This is a genomic window from Sulfuricurvum sp., assembly GCF_041651515.1.
Lineage (GTDB): Bacteria > Campylobacterota > Campylobacteria > Campylobacterales > Sulfurimonadaceae > Sulfuricurvum.
Map to the genome: position 1 here is coordinate 40,386 of NZ_JBAZJF010000006.1, position 22,239 is coordinate 62,624.

A 22,239-nucleotide genomic window follows, 5' to 3' on the forward strand; every position below is an offset into this window, starting at 1 on the left:
TTAAAAAAAGAGATAACTCGCTAAGGAGCTATCTCTGAATAATAGGTAACGAAGAGACTACTGTAGAAGTTTTAGAACGTTCTGTTGTACCGCATTCGCTTGAGACATAGCATAAGAGCCAGACTGAGCAAGAATGTTGTATTTAGAGAAGTTCGCAGACTCTGCCGCGAAGTCAACGTCACGAATTTGTGATTCTGCCGCTTTTACGTTAACTTGCGTGACCGAAATATTGTTGATCGTTGAGATCAACTGATTTTGTGACGAACCAAGGTCTGCACGGATACTATCCAGGCTTTTTTGAGCCGCTTGTGCAATACTCATAACAAGCATAGCACCTTTGAGAGTACTTACCCCTGTTCCTAAACCGGTTAATACCGTAGCACCTTTGATGTTTGCCCCTGCCGCACTGGCAGTATCCGCATCAAATTTACCAACAACATCCGTCAAACGTAGATTTTTAGAAGCTACCGTCGCACCCGTAGAGAAACCGCTTCCTACAACTGCACTCGACACAACAATATCTCCGGCATTAAGTTTGGTTAAGGTTAATCGGCCATAGAACTCAGTAGTCGTAATAATACCGGTCCCTTTAGAGATTTTTACACCGCGCCCATCTGATGTCAGAATCAAGTGACCGTCTTTGTCCGTCGTCGCAGTAACACCGGTCAATACTTTTTGAGCATTGATCGCATTGACCAAACGGCCATCACTGTCATTGGCTAATATTCCACTAATAGTACCGATTTTAACACCGTTAATAGTCAAACTAACAACGTTACCAGCAGCAATTGCACCAGCACCGATTTGTTTGGAAACATTTGCTACAGCACGAACACCCAACGTGTCTTGATTTGCATTGATCATACTCGCCAATGCACCCAATCCGGTACCTGCACCCGTACTGACAACAACACTTTGAAAGCTAACTCCGTCAATTTTCATACTGACAGAACCGCCCTTGGTTACCGCAGCCCCGGTCTCTGTACGGATCTGTCCGATTTGATTTGAGTTTGTTGTACCGATATTGACTTTAACCGTCTCATTAGAAAACGCACCTACCTGAAACGCTTTATTCATAAATCCGCCGTTAAGGAGATTTTGACCATTAAACGAGGTTTGAGACGCAATATTGTTCAAGTTTTCCATCAATTTTGCAATGTCTTTTTGCAGTGCTTGACGTGAATCGGCCGTTTGACCGTCTTGAGCCGCTTGGGTCGCTTTGGTTTTGATCGTATCAAGAATTTTGATCTGCTCATCCATCGCTTTGTCAGCCGTTTGAATGATACTGACACCGTCATTCGCATTGGAAATCGCTTGTCCCAATGACGAAGCTTGTGAACGAAGAGAATCGGCAATTGCCATCCCTGAAGCATCATCCGCCGCACTGTTGATACGAAGACCTGAAGAGAGTTTAGATAGTGCACTATCCACATTACGATTGTTCATTAACGCATTGTTATGCGCATTCATCGCCGCGATGTTTGTGTTAATTGTAAAACTCATGATAATTCCTTACTCGTAGTTTTGCGTCCATGCGCTTGTCAGACCAAACTAAAGCAAAAAGAGTTCCAAAAAATAATGCTACCAATGAAAGAAACAAGGAGAGGAGAAAAGATGCCCGCGAAAACGGGCATCGAAGAAAAACTACTGTAGAAGTCTTAGTACATTTTGTTGTACCGCATTTGCTTGAGACATAGCATAAGAGCCAGACTGAGCAAGGATATTGAATTTAGAGAAGTTTGCCGATTCTGATGCGAAGTCAACATCACGAATTTGTGACTCTGCCGCTTTTACGTTAACTTGCGTGACCGAAATATTGTTGATCGTTGAGATCAATTGATTTTGTGTCGAACCAAGGTCTGAACGGATACTATCCAGATTTTTTTGAGCTGCATCAGCAATGCTCATAACAAGCATAGCACCTTTGAGAGTACTTACCCCTGTTCCTAAACCGGTTAATACCGTAGCACCTTTGATGTTTGCCCCTGCCGCACTGGCAGTATCCGCATCAAATTTACCGATAACATCGGTCAAACGTAGATTTTTAGCAGCTACCGTCGCAGCAGTAGAGAAACCGCTTCCGGCAACCGCACTCGAAACGATAATATCTCCGGCATTAAGTTTGGTTAAGGTTAATCGGCCATAGAACTCAGTAGTCGTAATAATACCGGTCCCTTTAGAGATTTTTACACCGCGCCCATCTGATGTCAGAATCAAGTGACCGTCTTTGTCCGTCGTCGCAGTAACACCGGTCAATACTTTTTGAGCATTGATCGCATTGACCAAACGGCCATCACTGTCATTGGCTAATATTCCACTAATAGTACCGATTTTAACACCGTTAATAGTCAAACTAACAACGTTACCAGCAGCAATTGCACCAGCACCGATTTGTTTGGAAACATTTGCTACAGCACGAACACCCAACGTGTCTTGATTTGCATTGATCATACTCGCCAATGCACCCAATCCGGTACCTGCACCCGTACTGACAACAACACTTTGAAAGCTAACTCCGTCAATTTTCATACTGACAGAACCGCCCTTGGTTACCGCAGCCCCGGTCTCTGTACGGATCTGTCCGATTTGATTTGAGTTTGTTGTACCGATATTGACTTTAACCGTCTCATTAGAAAACGCACCTACCTGAAACGCTTTATTCATAAATCCGCCGTTAAGGAGATTTTGACCATTAAACGAGGTTTGAGACGCAATATTGTTCAAGTTTTCCATCAATTTTGCAATGTCTTTTTGCAGTGCTTGACGTGAATCGGCCGTTTGACCGTCTTGAGCCGCTTGGGTCGCTTTGGTTTTGATCGTATCAAGAATTTTGATCTGCTCATCCATCGCTTTGTCAGCCGTTTGAATGATACTGACACCGTCATTCGCATTGGAAATCGCTTGTCCCAATGACGAAGCTTGTGAACGAAGAGAATCGGCAATTGCCATCCCTGAAGCATCATCCGCCGCACTGTTGATACGAAGACCTGAAGAGAGTTTAGATAGTGCACTATCCACATTACGATTGTTCATTAACGCATTGTTATGCGCATTCATCGCCGCGATGTTTGTGTTAATTGTAAAACTCATGATAAATCCTTTTATCGCGAGAGCTTTCACTCTCAGTTTATTTCAGCATCCTTGCTGTTACAACCTATATCGGTGAATAAAAAAGAAACTTTAGCGGTTTTGACAATTTTTTTGTTACACTTTCGAAATTCATCCATATATATAGGATACGCCCCTTTGAAATTAATTATTGTTGAGTCTCCGGCCAAAGCCAAGACCATTAAAAACTTCCTCTCTAAAGATTATGAAGTCATTGCCTCCAAAGGGCATATTCGTGATCTACCGAAAAACCGCTTCGGGATAAAAATCGAAAATGAAACGATTGTTCCTGAATACCGTGTCAGTGAAGACAGTGCCGCAACCGTCAAACAGATACAGGATCTCGCTAAAAAAAGCGATACCATCTATATCGCGACCGACGAAGACCGCGAGGGAGAGGCGATCGGCTGGCATATCGCTCACGCCATCGGCAAAGACCCGGAATCGCTGCCGCGTATCGTGTTCCATGAGATCACCAAAAATGCGATTATCCATGCGCTTGAAACTCCACGTGTTATTGACATGGATCGGGTCAATGCACAGCAAGCACGCCGTTTATTGGATCGTATCGTAGGGTATAAACTCTCACCGCTTTTGGCAAGTAAGATCCAGAAAGGGCTTTCTGCCGGACGGGTTCAATCCTCCACACTGAAAATCGTCATCGATCGTGAGCGGGAAATCCGTGCCTTCATCCCAGAAGAGTACTGGACTATCGATACCCTCTTCAAGCCCGATATAGAAGCCTCTTTATCAATGTATATGGGTGAAAAAATCGACAAACTCACCATCAAAACCGGAGATGATGCCAAAAACATCGTAGAAACCCTCAAAAACGAAGCCTATAAAGTCGGTGAAATCGAAACTAAAGAGCGTAAATCTTCTACTCCTCCCCCTTTTATGACCTCTACGTTACAGCAAAGTGCCTCGTCACAATTGGGCTTTTCGCCGAAAAAGACGATGATGGTTGCCCAAGCACTCTATGAAGGGGTAAAAACACCGGAGGGGACATCCGGGGTTATAACCTATATGCGTACCGACTCATTAAACCTTGCCGCCGAAGCGGTAGAAGGGGCACGCGAACTCATCGAAAGCCGTTATGGCAAAGCGTATCTTCCTGAAAAGCCTAAAGTCTATTTGAAAAAATCCAAAGGGGCACAAGAGGCACACGAAGCGATCCGCCCGACCATGCTCGCCTTTACTCCCGAAGTAGCGGCTACCTATCTCAAACCCGATGAAATCAAACTCTACCGTTTGATTTACAATCGCTTTTTAGCCTGTCAAATGAACGATGCACGATTTGAACAACAAAGCATCACGTTTGAATCGCCTAAAGCACAGTTCCGCGCCACCGGACGCAAACTTCTTTTTGACGGTTTTTACCGCGTAATGGGTAGTGATGACAAAGACAAACTTTTACCGTCACTTACAACGGGAGATTCTATTGATCTTCAAAGTATCAGTACCGAACAGCACTTTACGGAGCCACCTTCACGTTACTCCGAAGCCAGCCTTATCAAAAAACTCGAAGGAGAGGGGATAGGACGACCATCGACCTATGCTCCGACCATCTCGACGCTGCAAGCACGCAATTACATTGAAATCGACAAACGGGCTATTGTTCCGACGGAAATCGCCTTTACCGTAACCGAAATGCTTGAAAAACATTTTGAAGAAATCGTCGATGCTTCTTTCACCGCTACAATGGAAGAGACTCTTGACGAGATATCTGAGAGCGGTGCTTCATGGCATAAAATTTTGCTCGATTTCTATTACCCCTTCATCGCAAAGGTAGATGAGGGTAAAACCTCTATCGAAAGCCTTAAAATGGCTAAACCTCTCGGACGAAACTGTCCGCAGTGCGGCAGTGAATTGCTATTGCGTTCAGGACGGTTCGGGGAATTTATCGCCTGCAGCGGTTTCCCGAAATGCAAATACACCGAGCAAACCGAAGAGAACCAAAAAGAGAATCCCGCAACGCCCGATGAAGTAAGCGAAGAGATGTGCGAAAAATGCGGCAGCCCGATGGTGGTAAAAAATGGTCGAAACGGGAAATTTCTCGCGTGCAGCGGCTATCCAAAATGCAAAAACACTAAAACATTAGCCGAGCAAAAAACGTCAGAAATCCCCTGTCCTGAATGCGGCGGAAAACTGCTATGGCGTCAATCCCGTCGTGGTGCATTTTGGGGATGTGAACACTATCCTAAATGTAAATTCATCTCCAAATTTGAGCCTAGCGATAAAAAATGCGAAGTCGAAGGGTGCGGCGGGGCACTCGCTCCGCGAACCTACCGTAACAAAGAAGTGTATGAATGTGTCAAATGTAAAGACCGTACGCCGAGAGAGGAAGCGAGTGAATGAAAATCGGTCTTTTGTCCGACACTCACTCTAAGAAGGGGCGTTCACAAAAAATAATCGATCATTTAGCAGCAGAAGGTGCTGAATTTTTGATTCATGCCGGAGATATTGTTAAACCCGAAATGCTGCAACAGCTCAAAGCAAGTGGCTTGCGTTATATTGCCGTCTATGGCAATAACGATGCCGCGCTGCATGAATACCACGAAAAATACAATCTTGTACAAGAACCCCACTATTTTAAACTGGGCGGTGTCAATTTCAAACTGATGCATCTACCCTTTTATTTAAATGCCGATGCGGAAGTGATCCTCTTTGGCCACACCCATGTTTTTGAGTGTGATTTTAAAAACAATACCCTATTTCTCAATCCTGGGGAAGCCTGTGCGCGGGACAAACCTTTTTCGAGCTGTGCTATGCTCGATATCACCGATAATACTTTCACGGTAACCCACTATTTACGCGCGGTGGGAACCGATATATTCGATGAGCGTCATTACTCTTTTGAAAGATCCTAATATGTCCCAAAAAATTTTTCTCTGTTCTATCTGTAACATTAACAGCGGTACGTGCAATGAAGATTGCAAGTTCTGCTCTCAAAGTGTCAAATTTAAAGCCGATATTGAGCGCTACAAACAAAAACCGATCGAGCAAATTTTAGAAGAAGCCCGACGTCTTGAAGCCCTTGGAGCATTGGGGTTTTGCCTCGTAACCGCCCAAAAAGGGCTGGATGATAAAACGCTCGACTTTGTCTGTAGCGTCGCTTCAACCCTTAAGCGTGAAGTCCCCCGTCTCCGTCTCATCGCCTGTAACGGAACCGCAACCGTGGAGCAGCTTCAAGAGCTGAAACGTGCCGGAGTGAGCGCCTATAATCATAATCTAGAGACAAGCCGTGAATTTTATCCTCAGGTGTGTACAACGCATCCGTGGGATGAACGCTACAGTACCTGTGAAAATGTCAACACCGTAGGTCTCAAGCTGATCAGCGGAGGAATTTTTGGAATGGGGGAAACAATGGAAGATCGGACGAGCATGCTCCACTCCCTCAAAGCACTGAATCCTGTTTCCGTACCGCTCAATTTTTATCACCATAACCCGGCACTCCCATTGAATCCCAATCCGCTCACTATTGATGAATCGCTCAACCTCATCACCCTTGCACGGAAGATCTTGGATAAAGCTGACCGTATTATGATTGCCGGAGGTCGGGAAATTACCTTCAAAGATCGTCAACATGAAATTTTCGAAGCCGGAGCCAACAGCATTGTCATCGGAAATTACCTCACCACTGCCGGGCGTGATGCTCATACTGATTTAATGATGCTCAAAGAACTCGGATTTGAAATCGCGGCATCACCCGAAGATAAGTAAGCTATAATAACAGGAAAGCTAAAAAGAGAGGGAACGTTACGATGTCTCAATCCGTATTGCTACGCGTTGCCCGTAAATCAATAGAAGAGGTTTTGCAAGCCGAAAACTCCATTGATCGTAATGCCCTTTTTGAACAATACCCTATTTTACAAGAACCCATGGGGAGCCAGATCACCCTTTACATAGGGGATAAAGTACGAGGCAGATCAAAAAGCGAATCGGCCGTCCGTCCTCTTTTAGACGATATTATCTACAATGCCAAAATGGCGGCATTTCAGGATAGGGCATTTACCCCGCTTACCACATCCGAATACCTAAGCACATCCGTCGAATTGATTATTTACAGCGCAGAGGGACCGCTTAGCCATAAAGACGGCCCTATTATTCCTTGAAAACGCCATCGGAACAAAGTTCCGATTTGCTACGCTAACGCTAAGTTTCCCTCGGCGGGAAGCCCAAACACGCAAGCGTGTTTCATAAAGACCTAATGTAGTTGGCAATGGCAAACCCGTGATTAAGCCCCAAGGCGATTGAGCCGCCCGATTCTTGTGTAATATCGCCCGCGACAAAAAGGCCTGGAATATTGGACTGATAATTCTCATCATGTACCGGCTTGCCCTCCTCTTCACGAATACCGCTACTTGATAAAAAGCCGCTCGGTGTTGTCCCCCCGATCGCATAGACAAGTCGATCAAACAGCTCTGAAGAGCCGTCAGAAAATATTACCTTCACTTTTCCGGCTTCACTTTCCAATTCAACAATTTCGGTGTTGAGTAATGCTCTGACACATCCGCTCGTCACCGCTTTTTCAATATCGATCTGATTAGTGGGATTCGCACGACGAAAAGTACCGCGTCGGTAACAAATACTCACTTCGTTTTTACTGCACAAATCCACCGCATATTCAATCGCCGAATCTCCTCCACCGACCACCATAATTTTCTCATTGGAACTGCACCCATCGAGGGTAAAGTGAATTTGATTCTTAATCGATGGCGGAAATTTATAATCCGGTTTATTGGGTTTACCCATCCGCCCGATCGTTACCACTACATACTTTGCACGGATACTCCCGCCGGCAATAAAAACTTCAAACCCCTCTTCGTTTTTCACAATCTTCTGCACTTCGCTGTGGGTACGTAATTCCAGCGATTTATGATCAAGAAGTTGATCAAAAAAATCGAGCGTACTCTCTTTGGTTCCATCCATAAAATAGAGGGTTCCGTCCAACTCGACTTTTTGCCCTTTCCAATCTTTATCTACCCGTTTGTTATCTTTGTAAAATTTACGAATGGTTGCATTGTGATTTTCATCTTTTTCTAATACAACAATATTACGCATCCCCAACACATAGCTCTCAATAGCTGTCGCTATCCCTGCAGGGCCGGCCCCTATAATGGCCAATTCGTAATCATTATTCATTCACGCTCTCCAACGATAAAGTAAAACACTCTAGCATAAGAGCGATAAAATTTGATTTATGTTATTATTCTTTTTATGTACTATGTTATCCAGCGTCATCAAGGTGACCCAAAAAAACATTATCTTGCCTACACAGTGCCCAGATATATCAGTTCTGAAAATTCTGTAAACATTATATTTGAATTTCAGCACGACGGTGTCGTTAAACGTAAATGGGCCCCCAAAGAAGAAATTATTTTGCTCACGGCGGATAAGCACTTATTTCAAACTACTCTCCAGCGGCTCGAAGGGCTCAAAAACTCCCATTTAGAAAAAATTGATGCGGCGCAAGCTCAACTCAATGATGAAATTAACGCTCTGCTTAAAACTATGCAAAATGAATTCGAAACCATCAAAAGAACTGCTCCGTAAACTAATTCGTATTTTTGACAATAATTTAATCACAATTAAGCGATACTATTCGTATTACACATGTCACAAGGAGATTTATATTATGAAAAAATTCGCTTTTTCGGCACTGCTTGCTGCAACCTTACTCGGTGCAAGTGATTTTAACTACGAAGTTACCCCGGTAATGGGTTATCTTTGGAACAGTACTTCTAATCAAGTCAATTCACAAAATGGCGGAGCCACGGGTGGAGTCCAAGATCATTCCGTGTACGGTGTTGAACTTCAATCCAATGCAATTTCTGATCTCATCAAACCTGAGCTGTCTATCCTGCACGGTCGCAATCGTGTGAACGGTGCTACCGATGCTACAGGTGTTTGGAGCGCTATGCTTAACGGTGTTTATGAGTTTGAAAACAGCAGCGTCTTTACTCCGTTTGCAAAAGCAGGGGTTGGATATGAAATGTACACCAACAACCACACCAATGATTATGACGGTCTTTTGGTCGATGCGGGTCTTGGAACCAAAATTGGCTTGACAAAAAATATTGCCCTTAAGCTTGAAGGGTTGTACATGTACAAAATGAACAGTAATGCTGGCAGAGACGGCAGTAATGGTGAAGTTCACAACATCGCGGCGCTTGCGGGCTTAAACATCGCATTCGGAGAAAAAGTACAACCTGCTGCTCCGGCTCCAGTTGCTGCTCCCGTAGTTGCCGAGGTCGTTACTCCCAAACCTGCTCCGGTAGTGGCTAAACCGGCTCCGGTAGTTGCAGCACCTCAAGACAGCGATAAAGACGGTGTATTGGATTCGGCTGATAAATGCCCAGGCACTCCGGCAGGATTCAAAGTCGATGCCGATGGATGTCCGCTGAAAGCGACACTTCATTTGAACTTTTCAACCGACTCGAATAAAGTTGATGCTGAAGGAGCGGTCAAAGTCAACGCTTTTGCTGCATTTTTGAAAGAGAGCAGCGCTTATAAAGCAACGATCGTAGGTCATACCGATAGTACTGCATCGGATGCGTATAATCAAAAACTTTCCGAAAAACGGGCAGAAAAAGTAAAATCTATGCTTATCGAACAAGGGGTTGCGGCAGATCGTCTCAGCGCAAAAGGCGAGGGGGAGAAAATGCCGATAGCTTCCAATAAAACAAAAGCAGGCCGTGCTGAAAACCGTCGTATTGACGTGGATCTTTGCAAATAAGCTAAGCCTTCCTTCTATCTTCTCCCGCACTTGCGGGAAAGCTTTCTCTACTTTTTAACTTTACTTCCAAATCTCTTCATAAATTTATCAATCTTCGGCGCAATAACCGCATAACAATACCCTTGGGTCGGATGTTCGCTGTAATAATTTTGATGATACTCCTCCGCAGGAAAAAATTCAGGAGCCATAGCAAGCTCGGTCACAATCGGCTCGTTCCACACTTCTTGAGCCTTGGCCATCGAGAGAAGAGCTTTCTCTTTTTGATCGTCATCATAATAGTAAATCACCGATCGGTACTGTGTCCCACGATCAGCCCCTTGTGCATTAAGGGTAGTCGGATTATGAATCTCGAAAAATATCTCTAAAATTTCTTCATAACTCAGTATCTTCGGATCAAACGTTATCTCAACAACTTCTGCATGTCCGCTGACTCCCGTACAAACCTGCTCATAACTCGGATTCTTGCGTGCCCCTCCTGCGTAGCCGCTTATGGCAGATTCAACCCCTATAACACGGTTAAATACCCCCTCAACACACCAAAAACATCCACCGCCGACAAGAGCTTTTTGCATTGTTCTCATAATGACCTCTTTTTGGGGCTGATTATTGACTTATTGAGCTGTTGAATCCTTGAGGCCTCTCATCTAATCCAAAGTTTAAATCTAATCTACCCTCCACTGTTATCATACGGTTACCTTTACCCGATAGAATACTGCTGAAATACTAGAAAAGGAGATACAGATGGAAAAAATTACTCCATTGGAAAAAATGCTGATCAAAAAATTACGCCTTTCCAAACGTGCCAGCTGGATGGTAGACTAACTCTGCTTTGCTCACCTGAGCAATCCTCAATTCAACCCCCGTTTCCTTTGTTTATTTGACTTTCTAAACCTATTTTGACTATAATCCCTATTAATTGCATTTAAAACTTCTCCTTATATAGAAGGTTCCCGTATGAAAAAAGTGGTTATTCTAGGAGGCGGTATCGCCGGTGTTGAAGCGGCTATTTTTTGCCGTAAAGCAGGTTTTGACGTAGAACTTATCAGTGAACGTGATTATCTCTTTATCTACCCTATCAGTATTTGGATTCCCGTCTCGACTCTCTCCTTTGATAAAGCAACCCTTCCCCTCTCTTCTTTGGCAACCAAACACGGCTTTTCTTTAACAATCGATCGTGTGTGCGCCCTTAATGCAGCTGAAAAACAAATCACCTTGCTTCATGGCGGAGTTCGTCAGGAAGAGATTCTGATTATTGCCCTTGGTGCGAGCAAGATGAAACATGCGGGATTGGAGCATACCCTTAGTATTTGCGGAGAGCCTGAGCAATCGTTGGAACTTAAAAAAGCTATTGATCGTTTGATTGCAAAAGGATCTGGAAGCATTGCCTTTGGATTCGGCGGCAATCCTAAAGATATGAGTGCCGTACGCGGCGGGCCCGGATTTGAGCTCTTTTTTAATCTCCACCATCGTCTTAAAACATTGGGTCTGCGCAAGAACTTTAAGATGACTTTTTTTGCCCCAATGCCTCAACCCGGTGCACGGATGGGAGAAAAGGCTCTTAAAATGCTCAGTTCCCTCTTTAATCTAAACGATTTTCACACCCGTTTCGGTAAAAAAATCAAAGGATTTGAAGCGAATACAGTGATTTTTGAAGATGATTCACTCTTAGAGGGTGATTTGATTATGTTTATCCCCGCAGGCGCAGGGCACCCTTTTATTATCGATTCCGATCTGCCGAAAAATGAAGCCGGATTTATCCGCATTGATTCAACGTGCTGTATTCAGGGGACATCCTCATGGTATGCCATCGGAGACTCAGCGGCATTAGAGGGACCGGATTGGAAAGCCAAGCAAGGGCATATTGCCGAAATAATGGGACGAATTACGGCACATAACCTCGCTGTTGATTTTCTCGGTAAAGAAGAGGATAAACAAACCTATCATGAACACCTCACTATCTTATGTGTTATGAACATGGGCAATGGGGCCGGATTCGTCTATCGGGATGAAACCAAAGCATTTCTTATCCCCATGCCATTTATTGGGCACTGGCTGAAACAACTCTGGGGGCACTATTATAAATTTTCTAAATTGGGTCGTATTCCAAGACTTCCCGGACTGTAGCTTTGCCCTTCATTAACATCCCTGCGGCATACTGTGATAAAAAGAATAAAGGGTTTTCATGCTCTATACACTGATGGTCGAGGATGATCCGGATATTACAACCCTCCTCGTCAATTATCTTAAAAAATATGACATTATTCTTAGCGCCGTATCTACCCCTGCCGCGGGGCTGGCACTGCTGGATAGCAATGAGTTTAATCTGATTATCTTGGATTTGACCCTCCCACAGATGGATGGACTAGAGCTGTGCAAGCACATTCGTGCCAAAACGGATATTCCAATTATCATTTCCAGTGCGCGCAGCGATATCAACGATAAAGTCATCGGGCTCGAATACGGTGCAGATGATTATCTTCCAAAACCCTATGAACCACGGGAACTTATTGCACGGATCAAAAGTGTCTTACGCCGCTACCGCCCTTCAGTAGCCACAAAGAAGAAACCCTTTATCCTAAATCAAGCCGAACAAGTTATCTTGTATAATGATAAACCCCTCTCCCTAACACGCGCTGAATATGATATCCTTGCACTGTTTCTACTCAATCCAAGCCAAACACTGAGCAGAGACTTCCTCGCTAACCATTCAAAGGCCATCTCCGAGGAAAGTTCCGTTCGTACTATTGACGTTATCATCAGCCGGCTTCGGCAGAAAATCGAAAATGATCCGAAAAATCCCCGCTTTATTCACTCCATACGCGGAAGTGGCTATCGGTTTTCAGGATAGAGTATGTGGCACAGTATTTTTCTTAAAATAACCCTTTTTTTTCTCGTCACCTTTATTGCCATGGGCTTTGGATTTAATGCCATTCATAATGAACTCTCTCGTGATCATGAAGAAAAGCTACAAAGTGAAGCCGATAATCTGCTACTGCTGCTTCGCCAAAGTGTCCCACTCCCCGCACCTATGCGCGAAACGTTTTTAGTCGAACACGGTTACACAATTTCCAAGCCCGTTCCCAATCTAATAAAAACGCTCAAAAATGCTTTTGCTACTATCCCAAAGAACTACCCCATTGAGATACAAGACTCCATGAAAGAGGGGCGTATACAGATATTAAAGGATCAACGCAATCTGTATATCTATTTGACAAAAGCAACCCCTCCGCTACTGGTCATCAAAGAGAGCGTTGCACAAAAACCGCTCTGGCCAGAGCTGATCCTCTTTATCCTTATGTTTGCCCTTTTACTCTTTTATGTGCTGATTATAGGGACGATTTTCCCCCTAAAAAAGCTTATTCGTACGATCAACTATTATGGCGAAAAGGGGGTATATACTCCGATTCATACGGCAAAAAAAGATGAACTATCGCTGGTTGCCAATGCCCTAGACGGCGCAATGCACAAAAATCAATCTCTGTTGGAAGCACGACGCCTCTTTTTACGCAATATCATGCATGAGCTCAAAACCCCTATTACGGTTGGAAAACTCTCCTTACCCTTTTTGAAGAAAGGGGAAGAAAAATCGATTTTAGAGCGGGCTTTTTTTCGGATGGAACACCTGATTCAAGAATTGGTTCGTGTCGAGCAGATCACATCAGGAATGATCTCCCCTTCCCCCAAAGAGTGTGATCCAATCGCCTTGATCCATAAAGCGGCAGGGTTGCTCTTTATCGAAATCGATACATTGGATATTAGCAGTGATGGCGGGATAATTGAAGTGGATTGTGATGTTTTCGTCACCGTTTTTAAAAACTTCATTGATAACGGACTTAAATACAGTCCTGACCATAAAGTCCGAATTCTCCACGAAAAAGGGGTTATTACTTTCATTAATCGCGGTGACCCGTGGCCCGCTGAACGCACATTAGAATTTTTAACCGCACCTTTTTCACAAAACCAAACCTCGCAACAGGGCTTCGGATTGGGTCTCTATATTATCAAGTCAATTTTGGACGCCCATTCTCTGCGTCTAACCCATCAGTTTCATTCGGGTGAGCATCACTTTTCTGTTCATTTTCAAAACGGTTAAGACGAATTTCAAAACAAGCACCCTTGGATGTGTTATACACACTGAGTTTACCCAAAAAGTGTTTTTCAATAATTGTCTTAACCATATAAAGCCCTATTCCTGTCCCCTGGGACTCAAATTTAGTCGTAAAATAAGGGTCAAATATTTTATCGATGATGGAGGGGGGAATTCCCCCTCCGGTATCTTCGATGGAGATCGTACAATGAGCGTTATCACTTTCGCATGAAATAATAATGAGACGTTCATCCCCTTTATGATGTTCAATCGCTTCACGCGCATTATTGACAATATTAATCAAAACCTGTTTCAGCTCATTGGGATAAACCAAAACTTCAATTTCCGGAGGAATATGCCGTTCAACAATAATTTTCTTTCGGACCAGTAAAGGACCAAGCAAAGATTCAACTTCCCCTACCAATACTCCGATATTGACCGCAACACGCACCCGATCTTGTTTAAAGAAATTCCGAAAGTCGTCAATGGTTTGAGACATATATCCGATCTGTGCTTCCGCAATCTCAATCACCTTTGAGGTGTCCTCATTTTTTCCAAACGTACAACTCAAATTCAATCGCGTCATCGAGAGACCCAAAATATTAAGCGGCTGGCGCCATTGATGCGCTATCGATTCAAGCATGGAACCGATTTCAGCCATTTTGGCTTGCTGCATCAGCAATTTTTCTTGGGTACGATTTTTCTCAACTGCTTTTTCGATCTCATCTTTAAGCCGTTGATTAAACATCTCCAGTTCATCGGTTCGCCGACGGACTAAGACATCGAGACGTCGATTTTTATAGACGACCAGTAAAAAGATTACAGCAATTACCGTCAGTATTCCCCAAATTAAGCGATAATCGATCTTTTCTGCCGGTGCCATCACCAGCCATTTACCATGAATCTCTTGGTATTCAGCAGGGGTTAGAGAGGCAAGCACCTTATCACTGATAGAGGCCATCATCCCCCAGTCATTTCGGAAAGCAAATGCAAGTTCATAGTGAAAAGGGGTTTCTCCCACCACTTTGAGATGTTTGAGATTATTCTTTTCAATCAAGTAACTGACGACGTTAAGTCCCTCTACGCACGCATAGGCATCACCCGATACAACCGCTTGCAGAGCTTCTAAAGAGGTATCAAAGGTTATAGGAATAATTTGCGGATAACGGGTACGCACAAACTCTTCACTTGCATACGATCGGACGACCGCCACCTTTTTACCGTTCAAATCACCTAAGTCATTCACATATCCGACATCTGAATTAGCTACAATCACCATGGATTGTTTCATATAAGCTCGACTAAAAACAAGGGTATCTTTCCGATTCTCGGTAATTGCTGCACATGAGAGCATATCCAGCTCTTTATTACGCACCGCCTGCATCGAATCACTCCATAATCTCCGACTGTAATCGATCTCAATGCGGATACCCAACCGTTTTTCGAGTAATCTAAGATACGATGCGCTGACCCCAAACTCTTTCCCGTTTTCATCCAAGAATTCAATGGGAGGACGATTGTGATCAATCCCTACCCGAATGACCGGATGCTCCTTTAACCATGCTTTTTCGGTGCGGGTGAGATGGAGTACTCCATGTTTGTAAATCATGGAATCAAACGATACGGTCGAATCTATCCCCCCCATCAATCTATACCCCTGAGCAATCATCTCTAACCGGCTAGGGTCGATGGATCCGAATGCAATATTAGGACGAAAGGCAAGCTCTTTAAGGGCACGCCCTTCATACACCAAGGCTTCAAGAGATTTGTGTTGGGGATTATAGCGATGGTAGATCAGATCTGCCGTCTCTTCAATATGATCAAATGCCCATTGCCATCCGCGCATTGAGGCATCGTAAAAAGCATCGGCACGTTGCGGATGCTGCGTTATCTCATCTTGGGTCGTGAACAAAAGATCGCTGTAAAAATCAAAGCCGTAGTCTTTTGGATGAATGGCACGAGTTTCAACCCCCATTTTTTGAAGAATAAAAGGTTCATTCGAGAGATACGCAACCATTGCATCCGTTTCATGTCGCGCAAGAGAGGCGGGATCATACGTATGGGGTTGCAATCGAAAATCGGAAACACTCAAACCTACGGTATGAAACATTGCCTGTATCTCTGCGCCATCAGCCGTATCATCGGTGAGCATCACCCGTTTGTTTTTAAGATCTTTGGCGGTATGGATATTGGAATCTTTACGGGTCAAAAGCATCATAGGCGAGGACTGATAAATAGCTGCCATCAAGACAATCGGAAGCCCTTTCATATAGTCCATAACCAAGGAGGAACGCCCAACACCGTACTGTGCTTGACCATCTAAAACTGCATTAAGGGGGACACGTTTATTTTGAACATCATTAATCGTCACCTCTAACCCGGCGTCCGAGTAATACCCTTTTTCTTTGGCGACATAATACCCTGCAAATTGGAATTGATGGAGCCATGGCAATTGGAGGGTTACAGACTCTTTGGACCATACAAAAGTGCTAAGAAGCATCAGTAAAATAACTATCTTTTTCATCTTTAAAGTGTATCCAAACAATTATATTTTCATACTTATAGCCCTTTAGGGTAGTATTGGGTAAAATCGCGCATTATTTATACCCCAAGGTCTCTGCTATGTCGGTCAAAAATGCTCTTCTTGAAACACTCCAAAAACGCCCCCTCATTATCGATGGTGCAATGGGAACACAACTTCAAGAGCGTAATGACAAAATACCGATGAGTGCATGGGAAGGGTTGGAGGGGTGTAATGAGCTTCTCAATGTAACCTGCCCTGAAGTTATGAGCGATATTTTTCATGCCTACCTCACTGCAGGAGCCGACCTCATCACCACCAATACTTTCGGTTCTTTTAGCTGGGTATTGGATGAATACGGGATCGGACACCGCTCATACGAGCTCTCCCGCGCAGGAGCGGCAGTTTGTAAGGCAGAGTGCGAAAAGTTTTCCACCCCTGAGCATCCCCGTTATGTCCTCGGTTCTATCGGACCGGGAACCAAACTCCCCTCTCTGGGACATATCCACTATGACGAAATGTTCACAGGATATTTAGAGTGTGCGCTTGGATTGATTGATGGCGGATGCGATATTTTCCTCCTAGAGACCTGCCAAGACCCCCTTCAAATCAAAGCGGCACTCCACGCCTGCGAAGCGGCAAACAAAGAGCGTGGAGCGACTCTGCCTATTATGGTCTCTGTTACGATCGAACTGGCGGGAAGCATGCTCATCGGTACCGATGCGGCAACCATCGCGACGATTTTGGAGCCGTTCGATATTATCAGCCTTGGATTCAACTGCGGTACGGGACCGGAGCAATACACCAAACACGTTAGAACCCTCTCGCAAGTGTGGGGAAAACCGATTTCCGTCCATGCCAATGCGGGACTTCCTCAAAACCGTGGCGGACACTCCTACTATCCGATGGGACCCGATGAATTTGCTCAGTTGCAATGTGACTTTTTAAACTACGACGGGGTCAGTTTCCTCGGCGGATGCTGCGGAACCACCCCTCAACATATCCGCGCCCTCGTGAATAAAGTCTCTGCTATCGCCCCGAAAAAACCAAGCGGAGAGACTATACCCTCTATCGCATCGCTTTTCAATACCGTCGAGCTGATCCAAACACCGGCTCCACTCTTGATCGGAGAGCGCTCCAATTCGACCGGATCAAAAGCGTTTCGGGAACTCATCATTGCAAGTGACTACGAGGGGACTCTCAGCGTCGGTCAAGCACAGGTACGCGACGGCGCCCATTGTCTGGATGTAAACGTCGAGTTCGCGGGGCGGGACGGGGCGGTAGATATGGCGCATGTCATGAGGCTCTACAACCAAAAAATCCCTATTCCTCTTATGCCCGATGCCACACGGGTCAATACCATGGAAGAGGCACTCAAATGTATCGGCGGCAAACCGATCATCAACTCGGTCAACCTCGAAGACGGAGAAGAGCGTCTCGATGCCATCTGTTCCCTCGCCAAAAAATTCGGAACCGCGTTGGTGTGTCTGGTGATCGATGAAAAAGGGATGGCAAAAACGACGGAAGATAAAATGCGGATCGCGGATCGGATTTATGATCTGTGTGTCAACCGTCACGCAATCGATCCACGCAACTTGATGTTTGATATGCTCACCTTTACGGTGGGAAGCGGAGATGTGGAGTACCGTGATGCCGCTATCCAAACCCTCGAAGCGATTCGTCAACTCCACGCCAAGTACCCGAATGTCGGCTCCACCCTCGGACTATCTAATATCTCGTTCGGTCTTAGCATGAATGCCCGTGTCTTTTTGAACAGTGTCTTTTTGCACCACTGCATCGAAGCGGGGATGACCAGCGTTATCATTAACGTCAAACACATCGTACCCCTTGCCAAAATGTCCGAAGAGGATCGTGCCATTTGTGAAGAGTTACTTTTTACACCGAATGATCAATCTCTCTTTAAATTCATCGGCCATTTCAGTGACAAAACCATCGACAACGGCAAAAACGATGAAGCCTATGAGGCGATGAGTGACGAAGAAAAAATTGCCCAACTCCTCCTCGATGGGGACAAAGAGCGGATGATTCCCTTAGTGGAAAAAGCGCGTCACACGATCAATCCCGACCGCATCGTCAATGAGATCCTTATCGATGCAATGAAAGTGGTCGGTGAGCTTTTCGGATCGGGAAAAATGCAATTGCCGTTTGTATTGCAGAGTGCGGAAACGATGAAAACCACCGTCGATTATCTCAATCCCTACCTCTCTAAACAGGAAAAAGATACCGATACCACCCTCGTTATCGGAACCGTCAAAGGGGATGTTCACGACGTGGGGAAAAACCTCGTCGATATCATCCTCTCTAATAACGGCTTCAAAGTGATCAATGTCGGGATTAAAACGGAGCTCGAAGAGTATCTCGACGTCATGAAAGCACAAGAGATTCACGCCATCGGGATGTCGGGATTGCTCGTCAAATCGACTCAGGTGATGCGAGACAACTTGGAGACAATGGCAAGCATGGGGATTACGACACCCGTGCTATTAGGGGGTGCGGCACTTACCCGCAGCTTCGTAGACGATTTTTGCCGACCGATCTATCAGGGGGCGATCTTTTACTGCCGTGATGCCTTTGACGGGGTCATCGCAATGAGCCGAATCGAAAAATACAATGCCGAGCCAAGCGTGGGTCTCGATACCCGCCTCGGCGGAGATATGATCGAACGAGCGCCCAAAGAAGTCGTTGACGTTATTATCCCGCCGTTTCATGAACTTAAAATGCCGAGCGAGGTAAAAATTCCGACCCCTCCGTTTTGGGGACGTCGGGTTTTGCGCAAAGAGCAGCTCGACTTTGATATGGTATGTGAATGGGTCAACAAACGAAGCCTTTTCAAAATGCACTGGGGATACAAGCGTGCAGGAATGAGCGTAGATGAGTATAAAAAACTCTTAGAGACCAAAGTCTATCCGGCATACGAGAGAATAAAACGTGAAATTGTGAAACGAGGGTTGTTTGATCCTACGGTAATTTACGGATACTATCCCGTCCGAAGCAATGATCAAGAGCTCCTCATTTTCGATGAGAGCTGCGGATGGAACATCGATGAAAATGCGAATCGCCAGAATCTCGATGAAGTGATCGGAAACGCCCAATACGTTTTGGAGTTTCCGCGCCAACGCAAAGCCCCCCATCGTGCACTAAGCGACTTTTTCGCCCATACACGTGATGACGTCCTCCCCATCAGTTGCGTAAGTGTCGGAGATAAATTCAGCGAATACGAAAAAGAGCTCTACGCTGCGAATGAATATCTCGAATACAATATGGTACATGGATTCGGAGTGGAACTGGCCGAAGCGTTAGCGGAAGTGGCACACAAACAAATCCGCCTTGATTTGAATATTGCCCATGATGATGAGGGATTCTCTTTGCGCGATGTCCGCCTCAACCGTTATGCGGGAGCACGATACAGTTTCGGGTATCCTGCCTGCCCTGATTTGGAGCCGAGCCGTATTATTTTTGATCTGCTGCGTCCTGAAGAGTTCGGCATTACCCTAAGCGAAACGTACCAGATCCACCCTGAACAAAGTACCACCGCGCTGGTCGTGCATCACAAAGATGCAACCTATTATAATATTTAGAGGATCGGTAGGATCATGATTAACCTTATCAAATTTACTTTCTCTGCCCTTTTTTTGTGGATTGCCTTTAGGATGGTCGATTTTCAATTTATCCACCATATTATCCTCAATGCCGATGCAAAATTTATCCTTTTTGCCATTCTCCTTCAGCTCATCAGTACCTCATTAGCCGCCTATCGATGGTCGCTTATTATGGATGCATTAGCTTTTCACCAAACTTTTTCATTCTATCTCGGAAGCTATTTCAAGGGAGCTTTTTTTAATCAGGCATTGCCCGGAAGCATTGGTGGAGACGCTGTTCGAGGACTCGAACTCGGAAGTCTGGGCTACAGTAAAAAAGAGGCATTTTTCGGAATCTTTATCGATCGCATTGTTGGGCTTGCCGGATTGCTAATCCTAAATCTCGGTGCCAATCTACTCAGCGGCGATATTCTCCCCGCATGGCTATTTCATTTAATCAACACCATCTGTATTGGGGGGATATCAGGCTTTCTCGTTTTAATCTTATTGCGGAAAATGGCTTGGCTGCGCAAATACCGAGTCACTCGGGTATTTGCCGATCTCTCAAGTCGTTTCCGACAGGTTTATGCCAACAAAAAAGCGATCGTTCTTCAACTCGGCCTCTCCATAATTATCCATTTTCTATCCATCTTCTCCTTGTTTGAACTCTCGCGCGCCGTTGGAATTGAACTTTCTTTGAGCATTTTTTTAGTGGCCGTCCCTCCGGTATTTTTGCTTACGCTGATCCCTATATCCCTCGCAGGATGGGGTGTTCGAGAAAGCGCCATGGTCGGAATATTTATTCTCGTCGGAGCCTCCAAAGAGCTGATCCTTTCGGTTTCAATTTTGTATGGAGTGATGCTGATTGTTGCAAGTCTCCCAGGCTTATTCGTCTGGCTTCGCGGGAAAAAGCTTGTATAATCACCCTTATCATTTAGTTATTACAGGAGTTGCACGTGCACGTTGATACCATGAGAGCCGTAGACTATTGGGTGGGAGTCCCTCTTTGTTTTTTAGGGAGTATCCTCAAAAAAACATTCGCTTGGCTCCCCTCCGCTCATGCAAGTGCCCCCTCCAACATTCTCTTGGTCGAACTCTCCGAGATGGGGAGTACCATCCTTGTCGATCCGGCAATGCAAAAGCTCAAACGGGAATTGAATGCCAATCTCCACTTTGTCATTTTCAAAAAAAACAAACCGAGTCTCGATCTTCTCAGAACAATTCCCGAAGAGAATATTTTCACCATTCGAGAAGATGGCCTTTTTACCTTAATCAGCGACACCCTCAAATTTTTCTTTTGGAGTCGTGCCAAAAAGATCGATACGGTCATAGATCTCGAACTTTTCTCTAGATTTACCGCTCTTTTAACCGGATTTTCAGGAGCACAGAGACGGGTAGGATTTCACGCATTTTACAATGAAGGACTCTATCGCGGCTCTATGTTGACCCATGAAGTGGCCTATAATCCCCATATTCACATTGCTAAAAATTTTATTGCCCTCGTCAATGCACTACTCGTACAAAACAAAGAGATCCCCTACTCCAAAACATTGATCAGCGATGATGAAATCATCCTAAACAAAGTGACCCTCTCCCATGAAGCCAAAGAATCCATGCGAACCAAAATAGCCTCTATCTGCCCGATATACGATCCGACACAGCACCGCATTATCCTTTTTAATGCCAATGCCAGTGATCTGATGCCGCTTCGTCGTTGGGACAGAGGAAACTACATCGAACTTGCACGCCGTGTTCTTGAGACCTATCCCGATGTTATTATCCTCCTCACCGGAGCTCCGGCGGAATACGAGGGGCTTCAAAATATCCCTGATGCTCTCCAATCGCCTCGCTGTGCTAACTTTGCCGGCAAGACTTCCTTTGCCGAGCTGGTAGCCCTTTATGAAGTATCCGAATTTATGCTGACCAACGATTCCGGTCCCGGCCACTTTTCCGCCGTTACCTCTATGCCTTCTTTCGTCTTTTTCGGACCGGAAACACCAAAACTTTACGGGTCGTTGGGAATTACAACCCCCATTTACGCGGGGCTGGCATGCTCTCCTTGTGTCAGTGCAACCAATCACCGGAAAACTGCCTGCAATGATAATGTTTGTATGCAAGTGTTGGGAGTCGAATTAGTTTACTCCATTCTTGAACCTTCATTGAAAACCAGTCGATTCCGGTAAAT

The 22,239-nt window shown here is 45.0% G+C and carries 17 protein-coding genes; 12 read left to right on the forward strand and 5 right to left on the reverse strand.

Translation table 11 applies throughout. The features are described from left to right. Positions 1–57: 57 nt before the first annotated feature. The gene (locus WC407_RS11185) at positions 58–1,503 is read right to left on the reverse strand and encodes a flagellin B (protein ID WP_373022748.1); all 1,446 of its coding nucleotides are present in this window, start codon (positions 1,501–1,503) and stop codon (positions 58–60) included. A gap of 141 nt (positions 1,504–1,644) precedes the next feature. Then, the gene (locus WC407_RS11190) at positions 1,645–3,090 is read right to left on the reverse strand and encodes a flagellin B (RefSeq protein ID WP_373022749.1); all 1,446 of its coding nucleotides are present in this window, start codon (positions 3,088–3,090) and stop codon (positions 1,645–1,647) included. A gap of 156 nt (positions 3,091–3,246) precedes the next feature. Between WC407_RS11190 and topA the strand changes: the two genes are divergently transcribed. From topA to WC407_RS11210, 4 genes are read left to right on the forward strand one after another with little or no spacing between them, the layout of a single operon-like run. Next, positions 3,247–5,466 carry a type I DNA topoisomerase gene (gene topA / locus WC407_RS11195; protein WP_373022750.1) on the forward strand — a complete coding sequence of 740 codons (2,220 nt, stop codon included), beginning with the start codon at positions 3,247–3,249 and terminating at the stop codon, positions 5,464–5,466. After that, on the forward strand, positions 5,463–5,978 hold the full coding sequence (locus WC407_RS11200) for a metallophosphoesterase (RefSeq protein WP_373022751.1): 516 nt from the start codon (positions 5,463–5,465) through the stop codon (positions 5,976–5,978). Before topA ends, WC407_RS11200 begins: the two co-directional genes overlap by 4 nt. A gap of 1 nt (position 5,979) precedes the next feature. Then, positions 5,980–6,831 carry a biotin synthase gene (locus tag WC407_RS11205; RefSeq protein ID WP_373022752.1) on the forward strand — a complete coding sequence of 284 codons (852 nt, stop codon included), beginning with the start codon at positions 5,980–5,982 and terminating at the stop codon, positions 6,829–6,831. Between the two features lie 41 nt (positions 6,832–6,872). Further along, complete coding sequence (locus WC407_RS11210) at positions 6,873–7,223, forward strand: AMMECR1 domain-containing protein (protein WP_373022753.1); 351 nt, start codon at positions 6,873–6,875, stop codon at positions 7,221–7,223. 82 nt (positions 7,224–7,305) lie between these two features. Here WC407_RS11210 and WC407_RS11215 read toward each other — a convergent pair whose 3' ends face one another. Then, positions 7,306–8,253: an NAD(P)-binding domain-containing protein gene (locus WC407_RS11215; protein WP_373022754.1), complete on the reverse strand. Its 948-nt coding sequence runs from the start codon at positions 8,251–8,253 to the stop codon at positions 7,306–7,308. A gap of 75 nt (positions 8,254–8,328) precedes the next feature. Between WC407_RS11215 and WC407_RS11220 the strand changes: the two genes are divergently transcribed. After that, positions 8,329–8,664, forward strand: a complete 336-nt coding sequence (locus WC407_RS11220; protein ID WP_373022755.1) for a hypothetical protein — start codon at positions 8,329–8,331, stop codon at positions 8,662–8,664. A gap of 82 nt (positions 8,665–8,746) precedes the next feature. Further along, the gene (locus tag WC407_RS11225) at positions 8,747–9,847 is read left to right on the forward strand and encodes an OmpA family protein (protein WP_373022756.1); all 1,101 of its coding nucleotides are present in this window, start codon (positions 8,747–8,749) and stop codon (positions 9,845–9,847) included. A 47-nt stretch (positions 9,848–9,894) separates the two neighbouring features. On the opposite strand, the gene msrA is transcribed toward WC407_RS11225, so the two are convergent. Further along, positions 9,895–10,428, reverse strand: a complete 534-nt coding sequence (gene msrA / locus WC407_RS11230) for a peptide-methionine (S)-S-oxide reductase MsrA (protein WP_373022757.1) — start codon at positions 10,426–10,428, stop codon at positions 9,895–9,897. A 373-nt stretch (positions 10,429–10,801) separates the two neighbouring features. Between msrA and WC407_RS11235 the strand changes: the two genes are divergently transcribed. Genes WC407_RS11235 through WC407_RS11245 form a run of 3 tightly spaced genes read left to right on the forward strand, consistent with a single transcriptional unit; the run spans position 10,802 to position 13,940 of the window. After that, entirely contained in the window at positions 10,802–11,971 is a 1,170-nt protein-coding gene (locus WC407_RS11235; RefSeq protein ID WP_373022758.1) for an NAD(P)/FAD-dependent oxidoreductase, read from the forward strand. A gap of 58 nt (positions 11,972–12,029) precedes the next feature. Further along, on the forward strand, positions 12,030–12,695 hold the full coding sequence (locus WC407_RS11240; RefSeq protein ID WP_373022759.1) for a response regulator transcription factor: 666 nt from the start codon (positions 12,030–12,032) through the stop codon (positions 12,693–12,695). 3 nt (positions 12,696–12,698) lie between these two features. Further along, entirely contained in the window at positions 12,699–13,940 is a 1,242-nt protein-coding gene (locus tag WC407_RS11245) for an ArsS family sensor histidine kinase (RefSeq protein WP_373022760.1), read from the forward strand. On the opposite strand, the gene WC407_RS11250 is transcribed toward WC407_RS11245, so the two are convergent. Then, positions 13,849–16,458 carry an ABC transporter substrate-binding protein gene (locus WC407_RS11250; protein WP_373022761.1) on the reverse strand — a complete coding sequence of 870 codons (2,610 nt, stop codon included), beginning with the start codon at positions 16,456–16,458 and terminating at the stop codon, positions 13,849–13,851. The genes WC407_RS11245 and WC407_RS11250 overlap by 92 nt on opposite strands. A 98-nt stretch (positions 16,459–16,556) precedes the next feature. On the opposite strand from WC407_RS11250, the gene metH reads away from it, so the two are divergent. Genes metH through WC407_RS11265 form a run of 3 tightly spaced genes read left to right on the forward strand, consistent with a single transcriptional unit; the run spans position 16,557 to position 22,237 of the window. Next, positions 16,557–20,054 (forward strand): methionine synthase, encoded by a 3,498-nt coding sequence (metH, locus tag WC407_RS11255; RefSeq protein ID WP_373022854.1) that lies wholly within the window; start codon positions 16,557–16,559, stop codon positions 20,052–20,054. A gap of 15 nt (positions 20,055–20,069) precedes the next feature. Next, a complete protein-coding gene (locus WC407_RS11260) occupies positions 20,070–20,975 on the forward strand; it encodes a lysylphosphatidylglycerol synthase transmembrane domain-containing protein (RefSeq protein ID WP_373022762.1) in 906 nt (301 codons plus the stop codon). Positions 20,976–21,010: 35 nt separating this feature from the next. Then, positions 21,011–22,237, forward strand: coding sequence for a glycosyltransferase family 9 protein (locus tag WC407_RS11265; protein WP_373022763.1), 1,227 nt, complete (start codon positions 21,011–21,013; stop codon positions 22,235–22,237). The last annotated feature ends 2 nt before the right edge of the window (positions 22,238–22,239 follow it).

What these genes read in the sequence shown, in the direction of transcription:
- WC407_RS11210 (WP_373022753.1), top strand. Translation starts at nt 6,873, where the DNA reads ATGTCTCAATCCGTATTGCTACGCGTTGCCCGTAAATCAATAGAAGAG.
- metH (WP_373022854.1), top strand. Translation starts at nt 16,557, where the DNA reads ATGTCGGTCAAAAATGCTCTTCTTGAAACACTCCAAAAACGCCCCCTC.
- WC407_RS11260 (WP_373022762.1), top strand. Translation starts at nt 20,070, where the DNA reads ATGATTAACCTTATCAAATTTACTTTCTCTGCCCTTTTTTTGTGGATT.
- WC407_RS11250 (WP_373022761.1), bottom strand. Translation starts at nt 16,458, where the DNA reads ATGAAAAAGATAGTTATTTTACTGATGCTTCTTAGCACTTTTGTATGG.
- WC407_RS11205 (WP_373022752.1), top strand. Translation starts at nt 5,980, where the DNA reads ATGTCCCAAAAAATTTTTCTCTGTTCTATCTGTAACATTAACAGCGGT.
- msrA (WP_373022757.1), bottom strand. Translation starts at nt 10,428, where the DNA reads ATGAGAACAATGCAAAAAGCTCTTGTCGGCGGTGGATGTTTTTGGTGT.
- WC407_RS11185 (WP_373022748.1), bottom strand. Translation starts at nt 1,503, where the DNA reads ATGAGTTTTACAATTAACACAAACATCGCGGCGATGAATGCGCATAAC.
- WC407_RS11225 (WP_373022756.1), top strand. Translation starts at nt 8,747, where the DNA reads ATGAAAAAATTCGCTTTTTCGGCACTGCTTGCTGCAACCTTACTCGGT.
- WC407_RS11245 (WP_373022760.1), top strand. Translation starts at nt 12,699, where the DNA reads ATGTGGCACAGTATTTTTCTTAAAATAACCCTTTTTTTTCTCGTCACC.
- WC407_RS11190 (WP_373022749.1), bottom strand. Translation starts at nt 3,090, where the DNA reads ATGAGTTTTACAATTAACACAAACATCGCGGCGATGAATGCGCATAAC.
- WC407_RS11240 (WP_373022759.1), top strand. Translation starts at nt 12,030, where the DNA reads ATGCTCTATACACTGATGGTCGAGGATGATCCGGATATTACAACCCTC.
- WC407_RS11235 (WP_373022758.1), top strand. Translation starts at nt 10,802, where the DNA reads ATGAAAAAAGTGGTTATTCTAGGAGGCGGTATCGCCGGTGTTGAAGCG.
- WC407_RS11215 (WP_373022754.1), bottom strand. Translation starts at nt 8,253, where the DNA reads ATGAATAATGATTACGAATTGGCCATTATAGGGGCCGGCCCTGCAGGG.
- WC407_RS11220 (WP_373022755.1), top strand. Translation starts at nt 8,329, where the DNA reads ATGTACTATGTTATCCAGCGTCATCAAGGTGACCCAAAAAAACATTAT.
- WC407_RS11200 (WP_373022751.1), top strand. Translation starts at nt 5,463, where the DNA reads ATGAAAATCGGTCTTTTGTCCGACACTCACTCTAAGAAGGGGCGTTCA.